This window comes from Frigoribacterium sp. PvP121, from assembly GCF_017833115.1.
Taxonomy (GTDB): Bacteria; Actinomycetota; Actinomycetes; order Actinomycetales; family Microbacteriaceae; genus Frigoribacterium; species Frigoribacterium endophyticum.
On the sequence record NZ_JAFIBR010000001.1, the window covers coordinates 1775394 to 1793141 of the forward strand.

Annotated in this window: 17 protein-coding genes; 10 read left to right on the forward strand and 7 right to left on the reverse strand. The window is 75.3% G+C overall.

Going from position 1 to position 17748, the window contains the following annotated elements; all coding sequences use genetic code 11:
* Positions 1-4: 4 nt before the first annotated feature.
* Positions 5-448 (reverse strand): hypothetical protein, encoded by a 444-nt coding sequence (locus JOE43_RS08280; protein WP_209516917.1) that lies wholly within the window; start codon positions 446-448, stop codon positions 5-7.
* 49 nt (positions 449-497) lie between these two features.
* Between JOE43_RS08280 and JOE43_RS08285 the strand changes: the two genes are divergently transcribed.
* From JOE43_RS08285 to ahcY, 4 genes are all read left to right on the forward strand, one after another.
* A complete protein-coding gene (locus tag JOE43_RS08285; protein WP_209516920.1) occupies positions 498-710 on the forward strand; it encodes a DUF3499 family protein in 213 nt (70 codons plus the stop codon).
* Positions 700-2118: a phosphomannomutase/phosphoglucomutase gene (locus JOE43_RS08290; protein WP_209516923.1), complete on the forward strand. Its 1419-nt coding sequence runs from the start codon at positions 700-702 to the stop codon at positions 2116-2118. Before JOE43_RS08285 ends, JOE43_RS08290 begins: the two co-directional genes overlap by 11 nt.
* Positions 2119-2283: 165 nt before the next feature.
* Positions 2284-2559, forward strand: coding sequence for a metal-sensitive transcriptional regulator (locus JOE43_RS08295; protein WP_056055744.1), 276 nt, complete (start codon positions 2284-2286; stop codon positions 2557-2559).
* A gap of 62 nt (positions 2560-2621) precedes the next feature.
* Positions 2622-4097, forward strand: coding sequence for an adenosylhomocysteinase (ahcY, locus tag JOE43_RS08300; protein WP_209516926.1), 1476 nt, complete (start codon positions 2622-2624; stop codon positions 4095-4097).
* Positions 4098-4251: 154 nt separating this feature from the next.
* On the opposite strand, the gene JOE43_RS08305 is transcribed toward ahcY, so the two are convergent.
* Positions 4252-5136 carry an RDD family protein gene (locus JOE43_RS08305; RefSeq protein ID WP_209516929.1) on the reverse strand — a complete coding sequence of 295 codons (885 nt, stop codon included), beginning with the start codon at positions 5134-5136 and terminating at the stop codon, positions 4252-4254.
* A gap of 18 nt (positions 5137-5154) precedes the next feature.
* On the opposite strand from JOE43_RS08305, the gene JOE43_RS08310 reads away from it, so the two are divergent.
* The gene (locus JOE43_RS08310; protein WP_209516932.1) at positions 5155-6150 is read left to right on the forward strand and encodes a stage II sporulation protein M; all 996 of its coding nucleotides are present in this window, start codon (positions 5155-5157) and stop codon (positions 6148-6150) included.
* 37 nt (positions 6151-6187) lie between these two features.
* On the opposite strand, the gene JOE43_RS08315 is transcribed toward JOE43_RS08310, so the two are convergent.
* From JOE43_RS08315 to JOE43_RS08335, 5 genes are all read right to left on the reverse strand, one after another.
* On the reverse strand, positions 6188-7480 hold the full coding sequence (locus JOE43_RS08315) for a DUF58 domain-containing protein (protein WP_209516935.1): 1293 nt from the start codon (positions 7478-7480) through the stop codon (positions 6188-6190).
* Between the two features lie 2 nt (positions 7481-7482).
* Positions 7483-8436 carry a MoxR family ATPase gene (locus JOE43_RS08320; protein ID WP_209516938.1) on the reverse strand — a complete coding sequence of 318 codons (954 nt, stop codon included), beginning with the start codon at positions 8434-8436 and terminating at the stop codon, positions 7483-7485.
* A 79-nt stretch (positions 8437-8515) separates the two neighbouring features.
* Positions 8516-9721, reverse strand: coding sequence for a DUF4350 domain-containing protein (locus tag JOE43_RS08325; protein ID WP_209516941.1), 1206 nt, complete (start codon positions 9719-9721; stop codon positions 8516-8518).
* Complete coding sequence (locus tag JOE43_RS08330) at positions 9718-10374, reverse strand: DUF4129 domain-containing protein (protein WP_209516944.1); 657 nt, start codon at positions 10372-10374, stop codon at positions 9718-9720. Before JOE43_RS08330 ends, JOE43_RS08325 begins: the two co-directional genes overlap by 4 nt.
* Entirely contained in the window at positions 10371-11675 is a 1305-nt protein-coding gene (locus JOE43_RS08335) for a hypothetical protein (protein WP_209516947.1), read from the reverse strand. The genes JOE43_RS08330 and JOE43_RS08335 overlap by 4 nt, the downstream gene beginning before the upstream one ends.
* A gap of 149 nt (positions 11676-11824) precedes the next feature.
* Here JOE43_RS08335 and mtrA point away from each other — a divergent pair, with 149 nt between their 5' ends.
* The 5 genes from mtrA to hpf all read left to right on the forward strand — a co-directional run bounded on the left by mtrA (position 11825) and on the right by hpf (position 17607).
* Positions 11825-12505 (forward strand): MtrAB system response regulator MtrA, encoded by a 681-nt coding sequence (gene mtrA, locus JOE43_RS08340; RefSeq protein ID WP_167258756.1) that lies wholly within the window; start codon positions 11825-11827, stop codon positions 12503-12505.
* A 46-nt stretch (positions 12506-12551) separates the two neighbouring features.
* The gene (gene mtrB / locus JOE43_RS08345) at positions 12552-14252 is read left to right on the forward strand and encodes an MtrAB system histidine kinase MtrB (protein ID WP_307803293.1); all 1701 of its coding nucleotides are present in this window, start codon (positions 12552-12554) and stop codon (positions 14250-14252) included.
* Positions 14245-15930, forward strand: a complete 1686-nt coding sequence (locus JOE43_RS08350; protein WP_209516953.1) for an LpqB family beta-propeller domain-containing protein — start codon at positions 14245-14247, stop codon at positions 15928-15930. Before mtrB ends, JOE43_RS08350 begins: the two co-directional genes overlap by 8 nt.
* A gap of 115 nt (positions 15931-16045) precedes the next feature.
* A complete protein-coding gene (locus JOE43_RS16180; RefSeq protein WP_209516957.1) occupies positions 16046-16738 on the forward strand; it encodes a phosphoribosyltransferase family protein in 693 nt (230 codons plus the stop codon).
* A gap of 155 nt (positions 16739-16893) precedes the next feature.
* On the forward strand, positions 16894-17607 hold the full coding sequence (gene hpf / locus JOE43_RS08360) for a ribosome hibernation-promoting factor, HPF/YfiA family (RefSeq protein ID WP_209516960.1): 714 nt from the start codon (positions 16894-16896) through the stop codon (positions 17605-17607).
* Positions 17608-17748 lie beyond the last annotated feature (141 nt).

The window sequence follows — 17748 nt, forward strand, 5'->3', positions numbered from 1 at the left end:
GGGCTCAGCCGTCGCGCCAGCGCTCCGGCGCGATCTCCCACGGGTCCTCGCCGAGGAGGTCGGCGACCGCCCGGAAGACCCAGCCCTCGACGACCGACCGGTGCTGCTGCTCGGGGTCGGCCAGTCGCCGTGACTCGGGCACGGGCGTGAGGCGCTCGATCGGCAGGCGGTAGACCACGACGCGGCGGGCCCGCCGGTCGACGCGCCAGCGCTCGACGCGCGTCTCGTCCGGGTCGGCGGGGAGCGCCTCCACCTCGACCGTGACGTCGTCGAGGTCGTCGGGGCGCAGCTCGCGGAGGTACTCCACGGTGGCCGCGACGACGTCGTCGAAGGTGTCGACCCGGGTGCGCAGGAAGGGCAGGTGCGGGCCCGCGACGGAGGAGCGGAGCCCCCGGCCGTGGCGGTCGCGGTGTCGGGACCGGTCGGTGACGCGGTGGGGCCTGGCCATCCGCCCATGCTACGCGGCCCCTCAAGGGCGGGCGGGTACGCTGGCCCCGATGGACGAACGCCCCTGCAGCAAGGTCGCCTGCCACGCCGAGGCGGTGGCGACGCTGACCTACGTGTACGCCGACTCGACGGTCGTCGTCGGCCCGCTCAGCGGCCGCGTCGAGCCGCACGGCTACGACCTCTGCGCCCGTCACGCGACATCCCTGTCCGTGCCTCAGGGCTGGCAGGTCCTGCGCCGGGTAGTTTTGGGGCATGACCTCTGAGAACACCGTCGACCTGACCGCCTTCGTGAAGACCTACGACGTGAGGGGGCTCGTCGGGAGCCAGCTCACGGAGGAGGTCGTCGAGGCGTTCGGCGCGGCGTTCGCGGACGAGATCGAGGGCGCCGGGCACGACCTCGTCGTCGGTCACGACATGCGCGACTCGTCGCCCGCCTTCGCCGCCGCCTTCGCGCGCGGCGCCCAGGCCCGGGGCGCGAACGTCGTGGCGCTCGGCCTCTGCTCGACCGACGAGTCGTACTTCGCCTCCGGCTCGCTCGACGCCCCGGCCGCCATGTTCACCGCCAGCCACAACCCCGCCACCTACAACGGCATCAAGATGAGCCGCGCCGGTGCCCAGGGCATCAGCCTCGGCACGGGCCTCGCCGACGTCCGCGACCGCGCCGCCGCGTACCTGGCCGAGGGCGTCACGCCCGTCGAGGCCCCCGGCTCCCTCCGCGAGTACGACGCCCTGGCGGACTACGCCGGCTACCTCCGCGGCCTGGTCGACCTCGCGGGCGTCCGGCCGCTCAAGGTCGTCGTCGACGCCGGCAACGGCATGGGCGGCATGACCGTGCCCGCGGTGCTCGGCGAGGCCGCCGGGCTGCCCGGCCTCCCGCTCGAGATCGTCCCCCTCTACTTCGAGCTCGACGGCACCTTCCCGAACCACGAGGCGAACCCGCTCGAGCCGGCCAACCTGGTCGACCTGCAGGCCGCCGTCGTCGAGCACGGCGCCGACCTCGGCCTCGCCTTCGACGGCGACGCCGACCGCTGCTTCGTCGTCGACGAGAACGGCGACGCCGTCACCCCGTCGGCCGTCGCCGCCATCGTCGCCGTGCGCGAGATCGCCCGCGTCCGCGCCGCCGAGCCCGACGCCGACATCGCGGTGATCCACAACCTCATCACCTCGCGGGCCGTGCCCGAGGCGATCGTCGCCGCGGGCGCCACCCCGGTGCGCACGCGCGTGGGCCACTCGCTCATCAAGGACGAGATGAAGGCCACCGGTGCGATCTTCGGCGGCGAGCACTCGGCGCACTACTACTTCCGCGACTTCTGGGGCGCCGACAACGGCATGCTCGCCGCGATGCACGTGCTCGCCGAGCTGGGCCACCAGGGCGAGCCGCTGTCGACGCTGACGAACCGCTACACGCCTTACACGGCGAGCGGCGAGATCAACTCGACCGTCGACGACGTGCCCGCGGCCTACACGCGCATCGTCGAGGCGTGGGCGTCGCGGGGCGAGGTCGACGAGCTCGACGGCCTCACCGTCTCGGGCACGGCCGACGACGGCTTCTGGTGGTTCAACGTCCGCCCCTCCAACACGGAGCCGCTGCTGCGCCTGAACGCCGAGGCCGCGACGCCCGCCGGCATGGAGCGCCTCCGCGACGAGGTGCTCGCGCTCATCCGCGCGTAGCACCGTTCGGCGTCCTCGCGGGGCGGGCGTACCCCAGGGGGGTATGCTCGCCCCGTGGACGCAGGAGGCGCGGTGCGCGACGACGAGGGCCAGGCCGACCCGGGGGCGGTGCCCGGCCCGCCGGAGCCGACCCGCGACTCCCCGGCGACCGCGGGCCCCGGCTACGTGGGCGCCGGCTCGAAGGAGCAGATCGTCAAGCGCCTGCGCCGGGCCGAGGGCCAGGTGCGGGGCATCCAGCGCATGGTCGAGGACGACGTCTACTGCATCGACGTGCTCACGCAGGTCAGCGCGGCGACGAAGGCCCTCGAGACCGTCGCGCTGCAGCTGCTCGAGGACCACCTCGCGCACTGCGTCGCCGAGGCCGCCCGCGAGGGCGGAGCCGTCGCCGACCAGAAGATCGCCGAGGCGTCCGCCGCGATCGCGCGCCTCGTCCGTTCCTGACGGGCTGCCGGGCGTCGCGCCGGCGACGCGACACACGCTGTCGGGTGGGGGAGGATGGTCGCATGCCCACTACTACGACTTCGCTGCCCTACAAGGTCGCCGACCTGAGCCTCGCCGAGGCCGGACGCCACCAGCTCCGCCTCGCCGAGAACGAGATGCCGGGGCTCATGGCCCTCCGTGAGGAGTTCGGCCCGACCCAGCCGCTCGCCGGCGCCCGCATCGCGGGCTCGCTGCACATGACCGTGCAGACCGCCGTCCTGATCGAGACCCTGACGGCCCTCGGCGCCCAGGTCCGCTGGGCCAGCTGCAACATCTTCTCCACGCAGGACGAAGCGGCCGCCGCGATCGTCGTCGGCCCGACCGGCACCCCCGAGGAGCCCCGGGGCGTGCCCGTCTTCGCCTGGAAGGGCGAGACGCTGGAGGAGTACTGGTGGTGCACCTCGCAGATCTTCGACTGGTCCGCCGAGGCCGCCGAGGCCGGGGCCGCGTTCGCCGGCCCGAACATGATCCTCGACGACGGCGGCGACGCCACGATGCTCGTGCACAAGGGCCGCGAGTTCGAGCTCGCCGGCGCCGTGCCCTCCGACGCCCCCGGCGACAGCCAGGAGTGGAAGGTCATCCTCGAGGTGCTCCGGGGCTCGCTCGCCGAGTCGACCGACCGCTGGACGACCATCGGCGCCGAGATCCAGGGCGTGACGGAGGAGACCACGACCGGCGTGCACCGGCTCTACGAGCTGTCCCGCGCGGGCGAGCTGCTCTTCCCCGCGATCAACGTCAACGACTCGGTGACGAAGTCGAAGTTCGACAACAAGTACGGCATCCGCCACTCCCTGCCCGACGGCCTCAACCGCGCCACCGACGTGCTGATCGGCGGCAAGGTCGCCTTCGTCGCGGGCTACGGCGACGTCGGCAAGGGCGCGGCGGAGGCGCTGCGCGGCCAGGGCGCGCGCGTCATCGTCAGCGAGGTCGACCCGATCAACGCCCTGCAGGCCGCCATGGACGGCTACCAGGTCGCGAAGCTCGAGTCGGTCGTCGGCACCGTCGACATCCTGGTGACGGGCACCGGCAACCTCAACGTCGTCACGGTCGACCACCTCCTCGGGCTCAAGCACCTCGCGGTGGTCGCGAACGTCGGCCACTTCGACAACGAGATCGACATGGCCGGCCTCGAGTCGCTGGCCGGCGCCGAGCGCGTCGAGATCAAGCCCCAGGTGCACGAGTGGCGCCTCCCCACCGGCCGCAGCATCCTCGTGCTCAGCGAGGGACGCCTGATGAACCTCGGCAACGCGACCGGCCACCCCTCGTTCGTGATGAGCAACTCGTTCGCCAACCAGGTGCTCGCCCAGATCGAGCTGTGGGCGCACCGGGACCGCTACGAGACCGACGTCTACGTGCTGCCCAAGCACCTCGACGAGAAGGTCGCGCGCTTGCACCTCGACGCCCTCGGCGTCGAGCTGACGACCCTCACCGACGAGCAGGCCGCCTACATCGGCGTGCCCGTGGCGGGGCCGTACAAGGTCGACCACTACCGGTACTGACCACCACGGGGCGGGCCAGCGGGCCCGCCTCGTCGCCGGAGGCCGTCCGGGGAGCGCACGCCGCGCCTCCCGGGCGGCCTCCGTCGTCACGGGCCGAACCGTGGGGCTCGGCGGCCCGGGGGCGCGGGCGCCCTCGGGCTCGGACGGTCCGGGGTCAGCGCGTCGGGAAGCCGGGCACCGTGCCGGTCAGGGCCGGGTCGAGGCGCCGGAGGAGCGCGGCCTCGCGGCCGAGGGCGACGGCCTCGCGGTCTCGTCGGAGGGCGCTGACGCCGGCGAGGAACGACTCCGGGTCGACCGCGGGCACGGGCGACACGAACGCGGCCACCTCGTCGGCGAGGCCGACCGAGACCCGGTGCCGGGAGGCGGGCGAGAGCGCCGGGGCCTGCTGGAGGAACGACGCCACGCGCCGGGCGAGGGGGTCGGGCAGCCTGGCGACGTCGGCGACGGCCGCCCAGCGGACGAGGTGCGGCGGCAGCTGCACGACGACGCGGCCCATGCGCGGAGCCCGCTCGTTGCGGCTGTAGGTGCCGGCCATCAGGTCGCCCAGGCGCCGCGACGAGCGGTTGAGCAGGGCGACGACGACCGCCAGCCCCCCGGTCGTCATGACGATCTCGAGCAGGCCGACGAGCGAGCGCGTCAGGGCGTGGCGGAGGCCGATCGCGCCGCCGTCGAGCCGCACGATGCGGGCGCCGGTGGCGAGCTTGCCCAGCGACCGGCCGTGGCTGGCCGTCTCGACCACGAGCGGCAGCCCGATCAGGCACGTCACGACGCTCGTGACGACGAGGGCCTGGGCGACGGCGTCGTCGACCGCCCCGGCCTCCGAGAGCGCCCCGACGAGGACGACCAGCAGCACGAGCACGATCGCGTAGACCGCGTAGTCGATCAGGGCACCGGCGACCCGGAGCACGAAGCCGGTGGGTCGGAGGTCGAGGGCGACCGCCTCGCCGACGACCAGCTGGTCGGACGAGCCGCCCAGCGACTCCACCTGGTCGGGCCGGAGCGTGATCGGCGCTCTGCCACCTGCGCGGGGTCGGGACATGCCTAGTATCTAAGCAGAATGGATCTCGACGCCTACGCCGCCGCCCACGGCCACGAGTGGACCGAGCTCGACCGCCTCGCCCGCCGGCAGCGCCTCACCGGGCCCGAGGCCGACGAGCTCATCCGGCTGTACCAGTCGGGGGCGGCCGAGCTGTCGGCCCTGCAGACGGCGACGGGGCCGTCGGTCGTCGCCGACCGGCTGTCGCTGACCCTCTCGCGGGCGCGCCTTCGGTTCACCGGCGCGGGGCGCGACCTGGCCGCTCAGGTGCCGGGCTTCTTCCTGGTCCAGCTGCCGGCCGCGCTGTACCGCGTGCGCTGGCTCTCGATCGCCGTGCTGCTCGCGACGGTCGTCGTCGCCACGGTCTTCGCCGTGTGGGCGGCCTCGACGCCGTCCGTGCTCGCGTCGTTCGGCACGCCGGAGTTCCGTCGGCAGTTCGCGACCGAGGACTTCGTCGACTACTACTCCGAGAGCGCGCCGTCGTCGTTCACCGGCCAGGTGTGGACGAACAACGCGTTCATCGCGGCCCAGTGCGTCGCGTTCGGCATCACCGGCGTGTGGGTGCCCTACGCGATCATCGGCAACGCGATCAACATCGGGGTCTCGGCCGGCATCATGGCCGACCAGGGCCGCCTCGACTACTTCTTCCTGTACATCCTCCCGCACGGCCAGCTCGAGCTCTACAGCATCTTCGTCGCCGGAGCCGCCGGCCTCATGATCGCCTGGTCGTGGATAGCCCCCGGGGCCCGGACGCGCGGCCAGGCCCTCGCGGAGGACGGCCGGGCCCTCATCACGATCGCGGTCGGCCTGATGCTCTCGCTGCTCGTCTCCGGCGTGATCGAGGGCTTCGTCACCCGGCAGCCGTGGCCGTGGGCGATCAAGATCGGCATCGGCACGGTCGCGCTCGCGGCCTTCCTCGCGTACCAGTGGGTGCTCGGGGGCCGGGCTCACCGGGCGGGCCAGACGGGCGACCTCGACGAGTTCGAGGCGGGCGCGCGGGAGCTCGTCGCCGGCTGACCAGCAGCCCGCGTCCGTGGCTGCGCCGTGGGGCCCGTCAGAGCCGCCCGGCCGCCTTCAGCGCGAGGTAGCGGTCGGCCAGGGCCGGCGGCAGGTCGGCGGGCGCGGCCGACACCACGTCGGCGCCCACCTGGCGGAGGGCCGCGGCCACGCGGGAGGCGTCGAGCACGGCCCGCTCGGCGGCGGCGGCCCGGTAGACCTCTGACCGGCCGTCGCGGCGGAGCGCCGTCTCGGCGAGGGCCGGGTCGGCCACCGAGGCCACGACCACGAGGTGCTGGCGGCTGAGCTGCGGGACGGCCGCGAGCAGGCTGCGCGCCGAGCCGGGGGAGTCGACGGTCGTCGCGAGGACGACCAGCGCCCGCTGGCTCGTGACCGACCGGACGAGGGCGGGCACGGACGACCAGTCGGTGTCGACCAGCTCGGGCTCGACCGGGGCGAGCACGTCGACGAGCGACGAGAGGAGGGCGGCGCCCGTCGCGCCCTGCACGCGGCCGCGCACGCGGCGGTCGAAGACGACGACGTCGACCCGGTCGCCGGCCCTCGACGCCAGCGCCGCGAGCAGCAACGCCGACTCGAAGGCGGTGTCGAGGCGGGGCTCGTCGTCGACCCGGGCCGCCGAGGTGCGGCCGCTGTCGACGACCACGACGACGCGGCGGTCGCGCTCGGGGCGCCAGGTGCGCACGACGAGCTCGTCACGACGGGCCGTCGCGCGCCAGTCGATGCTCCGCACGTCGTCGCCGCGGACGTACTCGCGGAGGCTGTCGAACTCGGTGCCCTGCCCGCGCACCATCACGCTCGTCCTCCCGTCGAGCTCGCGCAGGCGCGCCAGGCGGGAGGGGAGGTGGCGCCGTGACGAGAAGCGGGGCAGCACCCGGACGACGCCGGGCAGCTCCACGGTGGCCTGCCGGGCGGCGAGGCGCAGGGGGCCGACCGAGCGGACGGTGACCGCGTCGGCCCGCCGGTCGCCCCGGCGGAAGGGCGTCAGGGTCGTCGTCAGCGTCACCGCGCGGCCCGGCCGGAGCGACAGCGATCGTCGGGTCGAGGCGGCCCCCGCCGACGGCTGCCACGCGTCGCGCAGCACGCCGCGCAGCCGGCGTCGCCCGTCGTTGACGACGACGAGGCGCGACGCCGTGCTCTCGCCGAGCCGGACGGCCGGGGGCAGCTCCCGGCGCAGCCGGAGGGCTCGGGGCGACGCCGCGAGCAGCACGTCGAGGGCGACGAGCAGCGTGACGAGCACGATCCAGCCGAGCAGGACCCGGTCGTCCCCCGTCGCGACGAGGGGCACCACGCCGAGGGCCAGCAGGGCCACGGTCCATCCGGTGACGGCCATGCTCAGAGGGGGACCCGGACCTGCTGCAGCACCGAGCGGAGCACCGCGTCGGCGCCCACGCCCTCGAGCTCGGCCTCGGGCCGGAGCTTCAGCCGGTGGCGGAGGACGGGCAGGGCCATCGCCTGCACGTGGTCGGGCGTGACGCGGTCGAAGCCGGTCAGCCAGGCCCAGGCGCGGGTGGCGGCCAGCAGCGCGGTCGAGCCGCGGGGGCTGACCCCGACGGCGACGGAGGGGCTCTCGCGGGTCGCCCGGGCCAGGTCGACGATGTACGCCAGCACGTCGGGCGAGGCGCCGACGCGCGCGACCTCGGCCTGCGCGCGGGCGAGCTCCTCCGCCCCGAGCACGGGGGTGACCCCGGCGGCCCGGAGGTCGCGCGGCGAGAAGCCGCCCGCGTGCCGAGCGAGCACCTCGACCTCGGCCTCGCGGGGCGGCAGGTCGAGGGTGAGCTTCATGAGGAACCTGTCGAGCTGCGCCTCGGGCAGCGTGTAGGTGCCCTCGTACTCGACCGGGTTCATCGTCGCCGCGACGAGGAAGGGCGTCGGCAGCGGGCGGCTGACGCCGTCGACCGAGACCTGGCGCTCCTCCATCGCCTCGAGCAGCGCCGACTGCGTCTTGGGGGGCGTGCGGTTGATCTCGTCGGCGAGCAGCACGTTGGTGAACACGGGCCCGGGCCGGAACTCGAACCGGCCGCTGCCGGCGTCGTGGACGAGCGAGCCGGTGATGTCGCCGGGCATCAGGTCGGGCGTGAACTGCACGCGCGCCGTGTCGAGCGACAGCGCGTGGCTGAGCGCCCGCACGAGCAGCGTCTTCGCGACCCCCGGCACGCCCTCGAGGAGCACGTGGCCCTGGGCGAGCAGGGTCACGAGCAACCCGGTCACCGCGCCGTCCTGCGCGACGACGGCCTTGCCCACCTCGGTGCGCACGGCGGCGAAGGTCTGCTGGAGTTCTGACGTCATGCGGTGATCCTCCCGGGGATCTCGTGGGGGCGGGGTGCAGGTCGTGGGGCGCGGCGGCCCGGGGGAGGCGCGGTGCCCGTCACCGGGGAGCCACCGCCTCCGAGACCACGCGCTCGAGGTCGAGCAGGCTGTCGCTCAGGCGGACGAGCTCGCGGTCGTCGGCGGGGTCGGCGTCCACGAGCACGTGGCGGAGGCCCCGGGGGTCGGCTCCGGTGAGCTGGCCGACCCGGGCGAGGACGTCGTCGAGCGAGGCGGCGGCGCCGAGCCCCACCCGGCGACGCAGCCGCACCACGGTGCCGATGCGCAGCTGGTCGAGTGCGTGCCGACGTGAGCCGGACCGCTCGTAGAGCCGGGCCCGGCCCTCGGTGGTCTCCGACGCCCGCACGACCACGGGCAGGCGCTCGACCACGAGGGGGCCGAGCCGGCGGCCGCGCCACACGCCGGCGACGACGGCCGTCAGGGCGAGCAGGGCGAGCACGGGCGTGACCCATCCCGGCGTCAGGCTCGCGAGGGTGCCGCTGCCCTCGGGCACGTCGTCCGGGCTCGGCAGGTACCACACGACGTGCTCCGTCTGCCCGAGCAGCGAGAGCGCGAACGCGGCGTCGTCGTCGTCGAGCACGGCGCCGTTGGTGATCGCGGTGGTCGCGCCGAGGACGGTGACCGTCCGGTCGCCGTCGACGACCTCGACCAGGCCGAAGCCGCCCGACGCGTCGTCGGCGAGGCACGTGGTGACGTCGACGCCCGGGTCGACGCCGTCGACCGTGTAGGCGTACCCCCCGACCTGGACGCGGTCGAGGCGCTCCACCGCCGGCAGGTCGCAGCCCGGCGCGACGGCGCCGTCGTCGACCTCGGCCGCCAGGGCGAGGCCGGGCGCCACGGCGTCGAGGGCCACCTGGTCGGGGGCGAGGAGGAGGGTCCGGTCGGCCGAGTCGGCGACGTCCCGCCACTGGTCGGCGACGAGCAGGGCGCTCGCGTCGTCGACCACCACCGTCGTGTCGGAGGCGTCGGCCCGGGCCCGCGCGGTCGTGGCGGCCAGCGAGGTGGTCACGTCCACCTCGACCCCCTGCTCGCGGAGGACCTCGACGACGGCCTTCGCCCCCGCGGGCGCCGGGTTCTCGGGGCCGAGGGCGCGACCGCCCGTGGCGTCGCCGCCGCTCAGCAGCACGACCACCACGGCGACCGCGACGACGGCGGCGGCGAGCAGGGCCCAGGGGCGGGCGCGGCGGAGGGCTGCGCGGGGCGCGGGGGTCGACCGGGAGGGCGCGGCGGGCGTCGACGTCGTCACGCGGGCACCGCCGTCCGGTCGCCCTCGAGCACCTGGTCGAGATCGGTGATCTCGCGCCAGGCCTGCTCGGTGCCCGGACGGTCGAGGTAGCGGACCTCGTCGAACGCCCGGGCGGCCGCGCGCAGGCGGTCGGCCCGGGCGGGGAAGAGACGGGCCGCGCGGTCGCCCACCGTCCGGGCCGTGGTGCCGGGGCTCGTCGTCAGCACGTCCCGCTCGACGAGGGCCCGCGCGAGGGCCCGGAACGACTCGACGACGGCGCGGTCGAGGTCGCCCGACGCCGCCGCCTCCCGGGCGGAGGCGCGGAGGGCCTCGGCGTCGCGCTCGTCGTCGTCGCCGAAGAGCTCGCCCGGGCGGGCGGAGCGGCGCTCCAGGTGCGGCACCCCGTAGACGAGCACCACCCCGACGACGACCGCGACGACGACGACCAGGACGATCACGAGCGCGACGGCCGGTGCTCCCTCGGCGTCGCCGAAGCGCACGCCCTCGATCCACGACCAGAAGGCGTCGGCGGCACGGTCGAGCCAGGTGGGCTGGGCGGCGACGTAGTCGCGCTCGGTGAGCTCCTGCTGGAGCAGGCGCCGCGCCTCCTCGGGGTCGGGTCGGAGCGGGGCGGCGACCAGCGTCACGGCGAGGGCCCCGGAGGCGAGCGTCACCGCGGGGGAGCCGCGTCGCCCCAGGGCGAGCGCCACGGGTCGGGCAGGTCGGCCTGGCCGGCGTCGCGTCGCTCCACGTGGCGGACGAGCTCGAGGTCGAGCCCCTCGGTGCGGATGCGGCGGTCGACGTACACGAGGGCGGTGCTCGCGGCCTGGACGACCGAGCCGATCGACGCGACGACGGCGGCCACGACGAACGTCAGCAGGTAGCCCGCGCCCGTCACCACCAGGAAGGTGGGCGAGGTCACGTCCCCGGTCGGGGCGAGGGCGCCGGCGAGGAGGCCCGAGAGGAGCGAGATCGGGGTGCTCGCGACCTGGGCGGCGACCTGGATCATCACGAGGACGAGCACGACGACGCCGAAGGTGCGCCAGAACGAGCCACGGACGAGGCGCCAGGAGCGCGAGACCGCCGCGCCGAGGGTGAGGCGCTCGAGCATCAGGGCGCTCGGCACGAGGCTGAGCTGCACGCTGAGCCAGACGCCGACGGCGAGCGCGCCGAGCCCCGCGAGGAGGCCGGAGACGATGCCGATCGCGATGCCCGTCCCGCCGCCGACGACGAAGCCCAGCGCCACGACGCCGGCGACGACCGCCACGCCGACGAGGTACGCGAGGGTCAGCAGCGCCGACCAGCCCAGGAGGGCACCGCGCCGGCCCGCCGTGAGCGCCCACAGGCCGCCGAGGCGCAGCCGTTGGCCGAGGAGCTGGCGGGAGGTCTCGAGCACGAACAGGCCCTGGAGCAGGGCGCTGACCACCACGGAGAGGAGGAGCGGGACGATCGTGGAGAGGAGCGTCACCGCGACGGCGCCGGCGGCGACGGCGTCGCGGTCCTGGGGCAGGGCGGAGTCGACGCGGCTGAAGGCCGCCGCGGCCGTGCCGCCGGTGACGCCGAGGGTCACGACGAGCAGGACGACCTGGGCCAGGAGCGCGGTGCCGAAGGTGGTGCGCGGGTTGCGGCGGAAGACCTGGAACGAGCCCGTGAGGACCTCGCCGAAGGTGAAGGGCCTCAGGGCGAGCAGCCCGGGGCGGGGAGGCGGCGTCCAGCCCGGGGGCGGGCCCGGGGCCGGGGGCTGCTGCGCGGCCCAGGGCGGCTGATGCCCGGCCCACGGCGGCTGCTGCCCGGAGGGCGCCTGCTGTCCGTAGGGCGACGGCTGCCCGTGAGGCACCGGCTGCCCGTACGGCGCCGGCTGCGCGGGGGGCTGCTGCTGCCCGTGCTGCTGATCCGGCGCCGGGGGCAGGCGCTCGCCCCAGCCGGGCTCGTCCTGGCCCGCGCCGGGCGCCGCCCAGCCGTCCACGTCCGTCATGGTGCCCCCCGGTGGTCCGCCCGCGGGATCGCCCCGCGGTGCCGCCATGTTCCCACGCGTCGGGCGGCGGGTGCCAGCCGACGGGCGCCTCCTGCACTAATCTCGGGTGACGTGCCGCTTCCCGAGCGGCCCAGCCGAGGACGGAGACCATGACCCCGCGCATCCTGGTGGTGGACGACGACCCCGCGCTCGCCGAGATGATCGGCATCGTGCTCCGGGCCGCCGACTTCGAGCCCCACTTCTGCAGCGACGGCAGCGCCGCCGTCGACGCCTTCCGCAACTCGGCCCCCGACCTCGTCCTGCTCGACCTCATGCTGCCGGGCATGGACGGCCTCGCCGTCTGCGCGGCGATCCGCGCCGAGAGCGGGGTGCCCGTCATCATGCTCACCGCCAAGGGCGACACCGTCGACGTCGTCGCGGGGCTCGAGGCCGGGGCGGACGACTACGTCGTCAAGCCCTTCGACCCGAAGGAGCTCGTGGCCCGGGTGCGCACCCGCCTCCGGCCCTCCAGCGAGCCCACGACCGACGTCCTGACCGTCGGCGACCTCCGCCTCGACGTCGCCGCCCACGAGGTCCGACGCGGCGACACGGTCATTGCCCTCACGCCCCTCGAGTTCGAGCTGCTGCTGGCGCTGGCGTCGAAGCCCCAGCAGGTGTTCACCCGCGAGATGCTCCTCGAGCAGGTGTGGGGCTACCACTACAAGGCCGACACGCGCCTCGTCAACGTCCACGTGCAGCGCCTGCGCGCGAAGGTCGAGCACGACCCGGACGCCCCGCGCATCGTGACGACGGTCCGCGGCGTCGGGTACCGTGCCGGCTCGTCCGCCTAGGCCCTCCCGGGCGGCGGGCGTGCCCGCGGCTCGCGGGGCCGGGGCCGTGACGGTCGAGTCCGTCTCCGCCGCGCTCCGGCGGGCCTGGCTGGGCCGGCGCGGCTGGCCGTCCCGCGTCGCGGGCTTCTGGCGGTCCTCCCTCGAGTTCCGCACCGTCGCGACCACCGTCGTGATGGCGGGCCTGGGGGCGACGATCATCGGCACGACCATCTCGGTGAGCATCGGCGCGAACCTCTACGACCAGCGACGCGACCAGGTGCAGTCCGAGTCGCTCCGCGCGACGCTGCTCGCCCAGAGCATCTTCGACTCGGCCACGGCGACCGAGGACGCCGACCAGGTCGAGCTCGACTCGCTGCAGAACGAGGCGCAGAGCGCCATCCTCGCGTCGACGTCGAGCCCGGGCGGCACGAGCATCGCCATCCTCCGGACGCCGGGCCAGACGACGGCGCAGACGATCCAGGCGATCGCGAGCCCCGACTTCCCGGCCGACCAGATCACGCCGGAGCTCCGCGACCAGGTGGCCGCCGACACGGGCGCCCTGGCCCTCCAGCCCGTCTCGCTCCGAGGGCCGGGCGGCGACGCCCCCGGCCTCGCCGTGGGCTCGACGCTGCAGGTGCCCACGGCCGGCCAGTACGAGCTCTACCTCGTCTACGACCTCAGCGACGCCCAGACCACGCTGTCGCTCATGCAGCGCACGCTGGCGCTGGGCTCGCTGGCCCTCGTCGTCCTGATCGGCGTCGTCACCTACGTGGTCGTCCGGCTCGTCGTGGGGCCCGTCCGGGTGGCCGCCGAGACCAGCGAGAAGATCGCGGCCGGCCAGCTCGACCAGCGCATCCCCGAGAAGGGCCAGGACGTCGTCGCGACGCTCGGGCGGTCGTTCAACGGCATGGCCGACGCGATGCAGAAGCAGATCTCCCAGCTCGCCGAGCTGTCGCGGGTGCAGCAGCGCTTCGTCAGCGACGTCTCGCACGAGCTGCGGACGCCCTTGACCACCATCCGCCTGGCGGGCGACGTGCTCTACGACCAGCGCGCCTCCTTCACGCCGACGGCGGCCCGCACGACCGAGCTGCTGCACACGCAGGTCGACCGCTTCGAGGTGCTGCTGGCCGACCTGCTCGAGATCTCGCGCTTCGACGCCGGGGCGGTCGAGCTCGACCTCGAGAGCACGCGCGTGGTGGGTCTCGTCGACGACGTCGTCGCCGAGTTCGAGCCGCTCGCGGCGGAGGTCGGCAGCACGGTGACGATCGACGCGCGCGGCGGCTACCTCGAGGCCGACGTCGACCCCCGGCGGCTGCGGCGCATCCTGCGCAACCTCCTCGGCAACGCGATCGAGCACGGCGAGGGGCGACCGGTCGAGGTCGAGGTCGACAGCGACGAGGAGGCGGTGGCCGTGGCGGTCCGCGACCACGGGGTGGGGATGACCCCGGCCGAGGCCGAGCGCGTCTTCGACCGGTTCTGGCGGGCCGACCCGTCGCGGCGCCGCACCATCGGGGGCACGGGGCTCGGCCTCGCCATCAGCCTGGAGGACGCGACCCTGCACGGCGGCCGCATCGACCTCTGGTCGCGCCCGGGGGAGGGCAGCCGCTTCGTCGTCACCCTGCCGAGGGAGGCGGGGACGACGGCCACCACCCGGCCGCTGGCGGCCGAGCCCGACGACGGCGCGAGGGCCGGCGCCACGGCCCCGGGGCCGCCCGAGCCCACCTCGGGCGAACCGTGGAGCGGGACGACGGAGGTGCACGGTGGCTGAACGGCGACGACGACGGACGGGAGCGGTGGGCGCCCTGGTGGCGGCGCTCCTCGTGCTGACGGGCTGTGCCTCCATCCCCGACCGGGGCCCGGTCGAGCGCGGCGACGACGTCTCGAGCGAGGTGCCGAGCGAGGTGGTCTACACGCCGAGCGGCCCGGTCGCCGACAGCTCGCAGGAGAAGATCCTGCGCGACTTCCTGGCGGCCGGCACCGGCCCGCAGGACAACTACGCGGTCGCCCGGCAGTTCCTCGCGGGCGGCTTCGCCGACGACTGGGACCCTCGGGCCAGCGTCACGGTGCGCCCGGGCGACGGCGCCACCACGCGGGTGGGCGACGCCGACCTCGAGTACGCGTTCGTCACGTCCGCGACCGTCGACCAGGGCGGGCACTACGTGCCGTCGACGAGCGACGTCCCGACCACCCTCGCGTACTCGTTCGTGCGCGAGGACGGGCAGTGGCGCATCAGCGAGGCCCCCGACGGGACCGTGCTGAGCCCCGCGACCTTCCAGTCGGTCTTCCGGGCGCACGCGGTCTACTTCTACGACCCCACGTTCACGTACCTGGTGCCCGACGAGCGCTGGTTCCTCGCGCGGTCGTCGACGAGCACCCGCATCGCGAGCGCGCTGCTGGCCGGGCCGTCGGCGTGGCTGCAGGGCGCCGTCGTCTCGGCCTTCCCCGACGGGACGCAGCTGTCGCTCACCGCGATCACCGTCGCGGACGGCACCGCCCGCGTCGACCTGACCTCCGACGCCCTCAGCGCGACGGACGACGCGAGGGCGCGCATGCAGGCGCAGCTGCTCGCGAGCTTCTCGACCCTCTCGACGGTCACCGCCGTCGAGCTCAGCGTCGAGTCCGCGCCGCTCGACGTGCCCGACCTGGGCCGGGCGGCGCCGCTCCGCGACCCCGCCGTCGACGCCCGGCCGCTGGTGCTCGCGCAGGGCGAGCTCGGCTACGCCTCCCGGTCGGCCCTCGCGCCCCTCGACGGGCTCTCCGCGGCCGTGGCCGCCCTGTCGCCCACCTCGGTCGAGGTGTCGGCCGACCTCACCCGCGCCGCGGTCGGGACGACCGGCGGCAGCGCCCTCGTGACGTCCGACGGCCGCAGCCTGCTCGTCGACCCCCGCCAGGGCCTGGTCGCGCCCTCGCTCGACGGGGCCGGCTGGCTCTGGAGCGTCCCCGCCGACGACGCGCGCAGCGTCACGGCGTGGTCACCGGACGGCACGGCCCAGGTCGTCGCCTCGACCCTTCCCGTCGGCGACCGCGTCGTGTCGTTCCGGGTCTCCCGCGACGGCACGCGGGCGCTGGTGCTGCTCGACGACGACGGGGCCTCGCGGCTGCTCGTCGTGGCCCTGCTCCGCGACTCGCGACAGGTGCCGACCGCCCTGGGGCCGCCCCTCGAGCTCACGGCCCCGACGGGGTCGCCGGTCGACGCGACCTGGGCCGACCAGCTGACGGTCGCGACCCTGACGACGGCCGACGACGCGACCCGCGCCACCCTCAGCGAGGTCGGCGGCGCCGCCGTCACCGCGGGCCGTCCGGGCGACGACGCCTCCGCGATCGCCGGCGGCACGGGCCTCGCCCGGCTGCAGGTGCTCTCGGGCGACGGCGCCGTGCTCGAGCCCCGGGGGAGCACCTGGCAGGGGACGGGCGTCACGGCCGACCTCCTGGCGACGCAGCGCTGAGCGGCGGCGCGGCGGGCGGTGGCGGCGTCCCTCCCCACCGTGCCGGACTCCCGGTCGTCCCCGGGCCGGCGGGCGCCCGGGCCCGCTGTGCCCGCGGCGCTGCGACGGTGGGGGCGTGACCACCCCGCCCCGTCCCTCGCCCTCCGCCCGTCTCGGCCTCGGCCGCGTCCTCCGCGAAGCGCTCGGCGTGCTGTCGCCGGTCCGCTGCGCGGGCTGCGGCCTGCCCGACCTGGAGCTCTGCCGGGCCTGTCGGGCCCGCCTCGTGCCGAGCCCGGAGGTCGACGAGCTGCCGGGCGGGCTGGTGGTCGTCTCCGGCCTCCGGTACGAGGCCGAGGTGCGCTCGACCGTGCTGGCCTACAAGCAGCAGGGGCGCCTCCGCCTGGCGGCGGCCCTGGCCCCCGCGCTGGCGGCCTCGGTGGCGCTCGCCGCGCCTCCCGGGCGCGACGCCTCGCCGCCCCTGGTCGTCGCCGTCCCGTCGTCACCGCGGGGGCGGCGGCGCCGCGGCTGGGACCCGGTCGAGCTGCTCGTGCGCCGGGCCGGGCTGCACGCCGTCCGGAGCGGGCTCGTCGCCCTGCCGGGCCGCGGAGCGCAGAAGGAGCTCGACCGCGAGGCCCGCCGGCGCTCGCGGGCGGGCAGCCTCCGTGCTCGACCGATGCTGGCGGGGCTCCGGGTCGTGGTCGTCGACGACGTGGTGACCACCGGCAGCACCCTGCTGGAGGCGCGGCGTGCGCTGGCCGCGGAGGGGGCCGTGGTCGTCGCCGCGGCCTGCGTCGCGTCCACCCCGCTCCTCTCGCGGAGGCGCCCGTGACCCCTCCGGCGAGCACCTGTGGACGGCCTGGGGATCTGTCCCGTCGGTGGACGGGAGGTGACAGGCGGGGGTCCACCTGGCTACGGTGGGCGAAAGGCGTGAAAGGACATCCGCCTGGCTGACAGGCGGCACGTCGATAGCCAATGGAGGTCGTCATGGAAATTTCCGTCACGGGTCGAAACGTCGGCATCACCGATCGTTTCCGCGACTACGCCACTGACAAGGCCGACAAGGTGGCGCAGCTCGCCACCAAGGCACTCGCCCTCGAGATCAAGGTCTCGCGGCACCACGAGAAGTCGAGCGGCCAGGCCGGCGACGACCGGGTCGAGCTCACGCTGATCGGCCCCGGTCCGCTCGTGCGGGCGGAGTCGACCGGGAGCGACAAGTACGTCGCCTTCGACCTGGCCATCGCCAGGATGCTCGAGCGGGTCCGGCGCGCGAAGGACCGGCAGAAGGTCCACCGGGGCCAGCACCGACCGACGTCGCTCCGGGAGGCCTCCGGAGCGGACTTCAGCGGCATCGACGTGACCCCCGCCGCCGCCGAGACGCTGGACGCCGTGCGCACCGGCTCGATCGCGACGGTCGCCGCCGACGACGAGGCGCCTTCGGCCGAGGAGCAGGAGGAGGACTACTGCCCCGTCGTGATCCGCAGCAAGGTCTTCGCGTCGACGCCGATGACGGTCGACGACGCGCTCTACTACATGGAGCTGGTGGGGCACGACTTCTACCTCTTCATCGACGCCGAGACCGAGCGCCCGAGCGTCGTCTACCGGCGGAAGGGCTGGGACTACGGCGTGATCGGGCTCGACCAGAGCGCGAGCGAGCTGCAGGAGGCCGCCACGCAGGCGCGCGCCGGCGTCGTCGCCTGACCCGGTCCGCCCCGAGGCCCGCGGCCACGGTCCCGGCGCCGGGGGAGCAGTCCGCTCCTCCCCGCGTCCAGGGCCGTGGCCGCTAGGCTTGCTACCATCCGAGCTGGTCCATCCGGGCCTCCTCACGGGCTGGCGTCACCA

Excerpts from the sequence above, each read along its gene's own strand:
- JOE43_RS08280 (WP_209516917.1), bottom strand. The coding sequence starts at position 448 with ATGGCCAGGCCCCACCGCGTCACCGACCGGTCCCGACACCGCGACCGC.
- JOE43_RS08285 (WP_209516920.1), top strand. The coding sequence starts at position 498 with ATGGACGAACGCCCCTGCAGCAAGGTCGCCTGCCACGCCGAGGCGGTG.
- JOE43_RS08290 (WP_209516923.1), top strand. The coding sequence starts at position 700 with ATGACCTCTGAGAACACCGTCGACCTGACCGCCTTCGTGAAGACCTAC.
- ahcY (WP_209516926.1), top strand. The coding sequence starts at position 2,622 with ATGCCCACTACTACGACTTCGCTGCCCTACAAGGTCGCCGACCTGAGC.
- JOE43_RS08305 (WP_209516929.1), bottom strand. The coding sequence starts at position 5,136 with ATGTCCCGACCCCGCGCAGGTGGCAGAGCGCCGATCACGCTCCGGCCC.
- JOE43_RS08310 (WP_209516932.1), top strand. The coding sequence starts at position 5,155 with ATGGATCTCGACGCCTACGCCGCCGCCCACGGCCACGAGTGGACCGAG.
- JOE43_RS08315 (WP_209516935.1), bottom strand. The coding sequence starts at position 7,480 with ATGGCCGTCACCGGATGGACCGTGGCCCTGCTGGCCCTCGGCGTGGTG.
- JOE43_RS08320 (WP_209516938.1), bottom strand. The coding sequence starts at position 8,436 with ATGACGTCAGAACTCCAGCAGACCTTCGCCGCCGTGCGCACCGAGGTG.
- JOE43_RS08335 (WP_209516947.1), bottom strand. The coding sequence starts at position 11,675 with ATGACGGACGTGGACGGCTGGGCGGCGCCCGGCGCGGGCCAGGACGAG.
- mtrA (WP_167258756.1), top strand. The coding sequence starts at position 11,825 with ATGACCCCGCGCATCCTGGTGGTGGACGACGACCCCGCGCTCGCCGAG.
- hpf (WP_209516960.1), top strand. The coding sequence starts at position 16,894 with ATGGAAATTTCCGTCACGGGTCGAAACGTCGGCATCACCGATCGTTTC.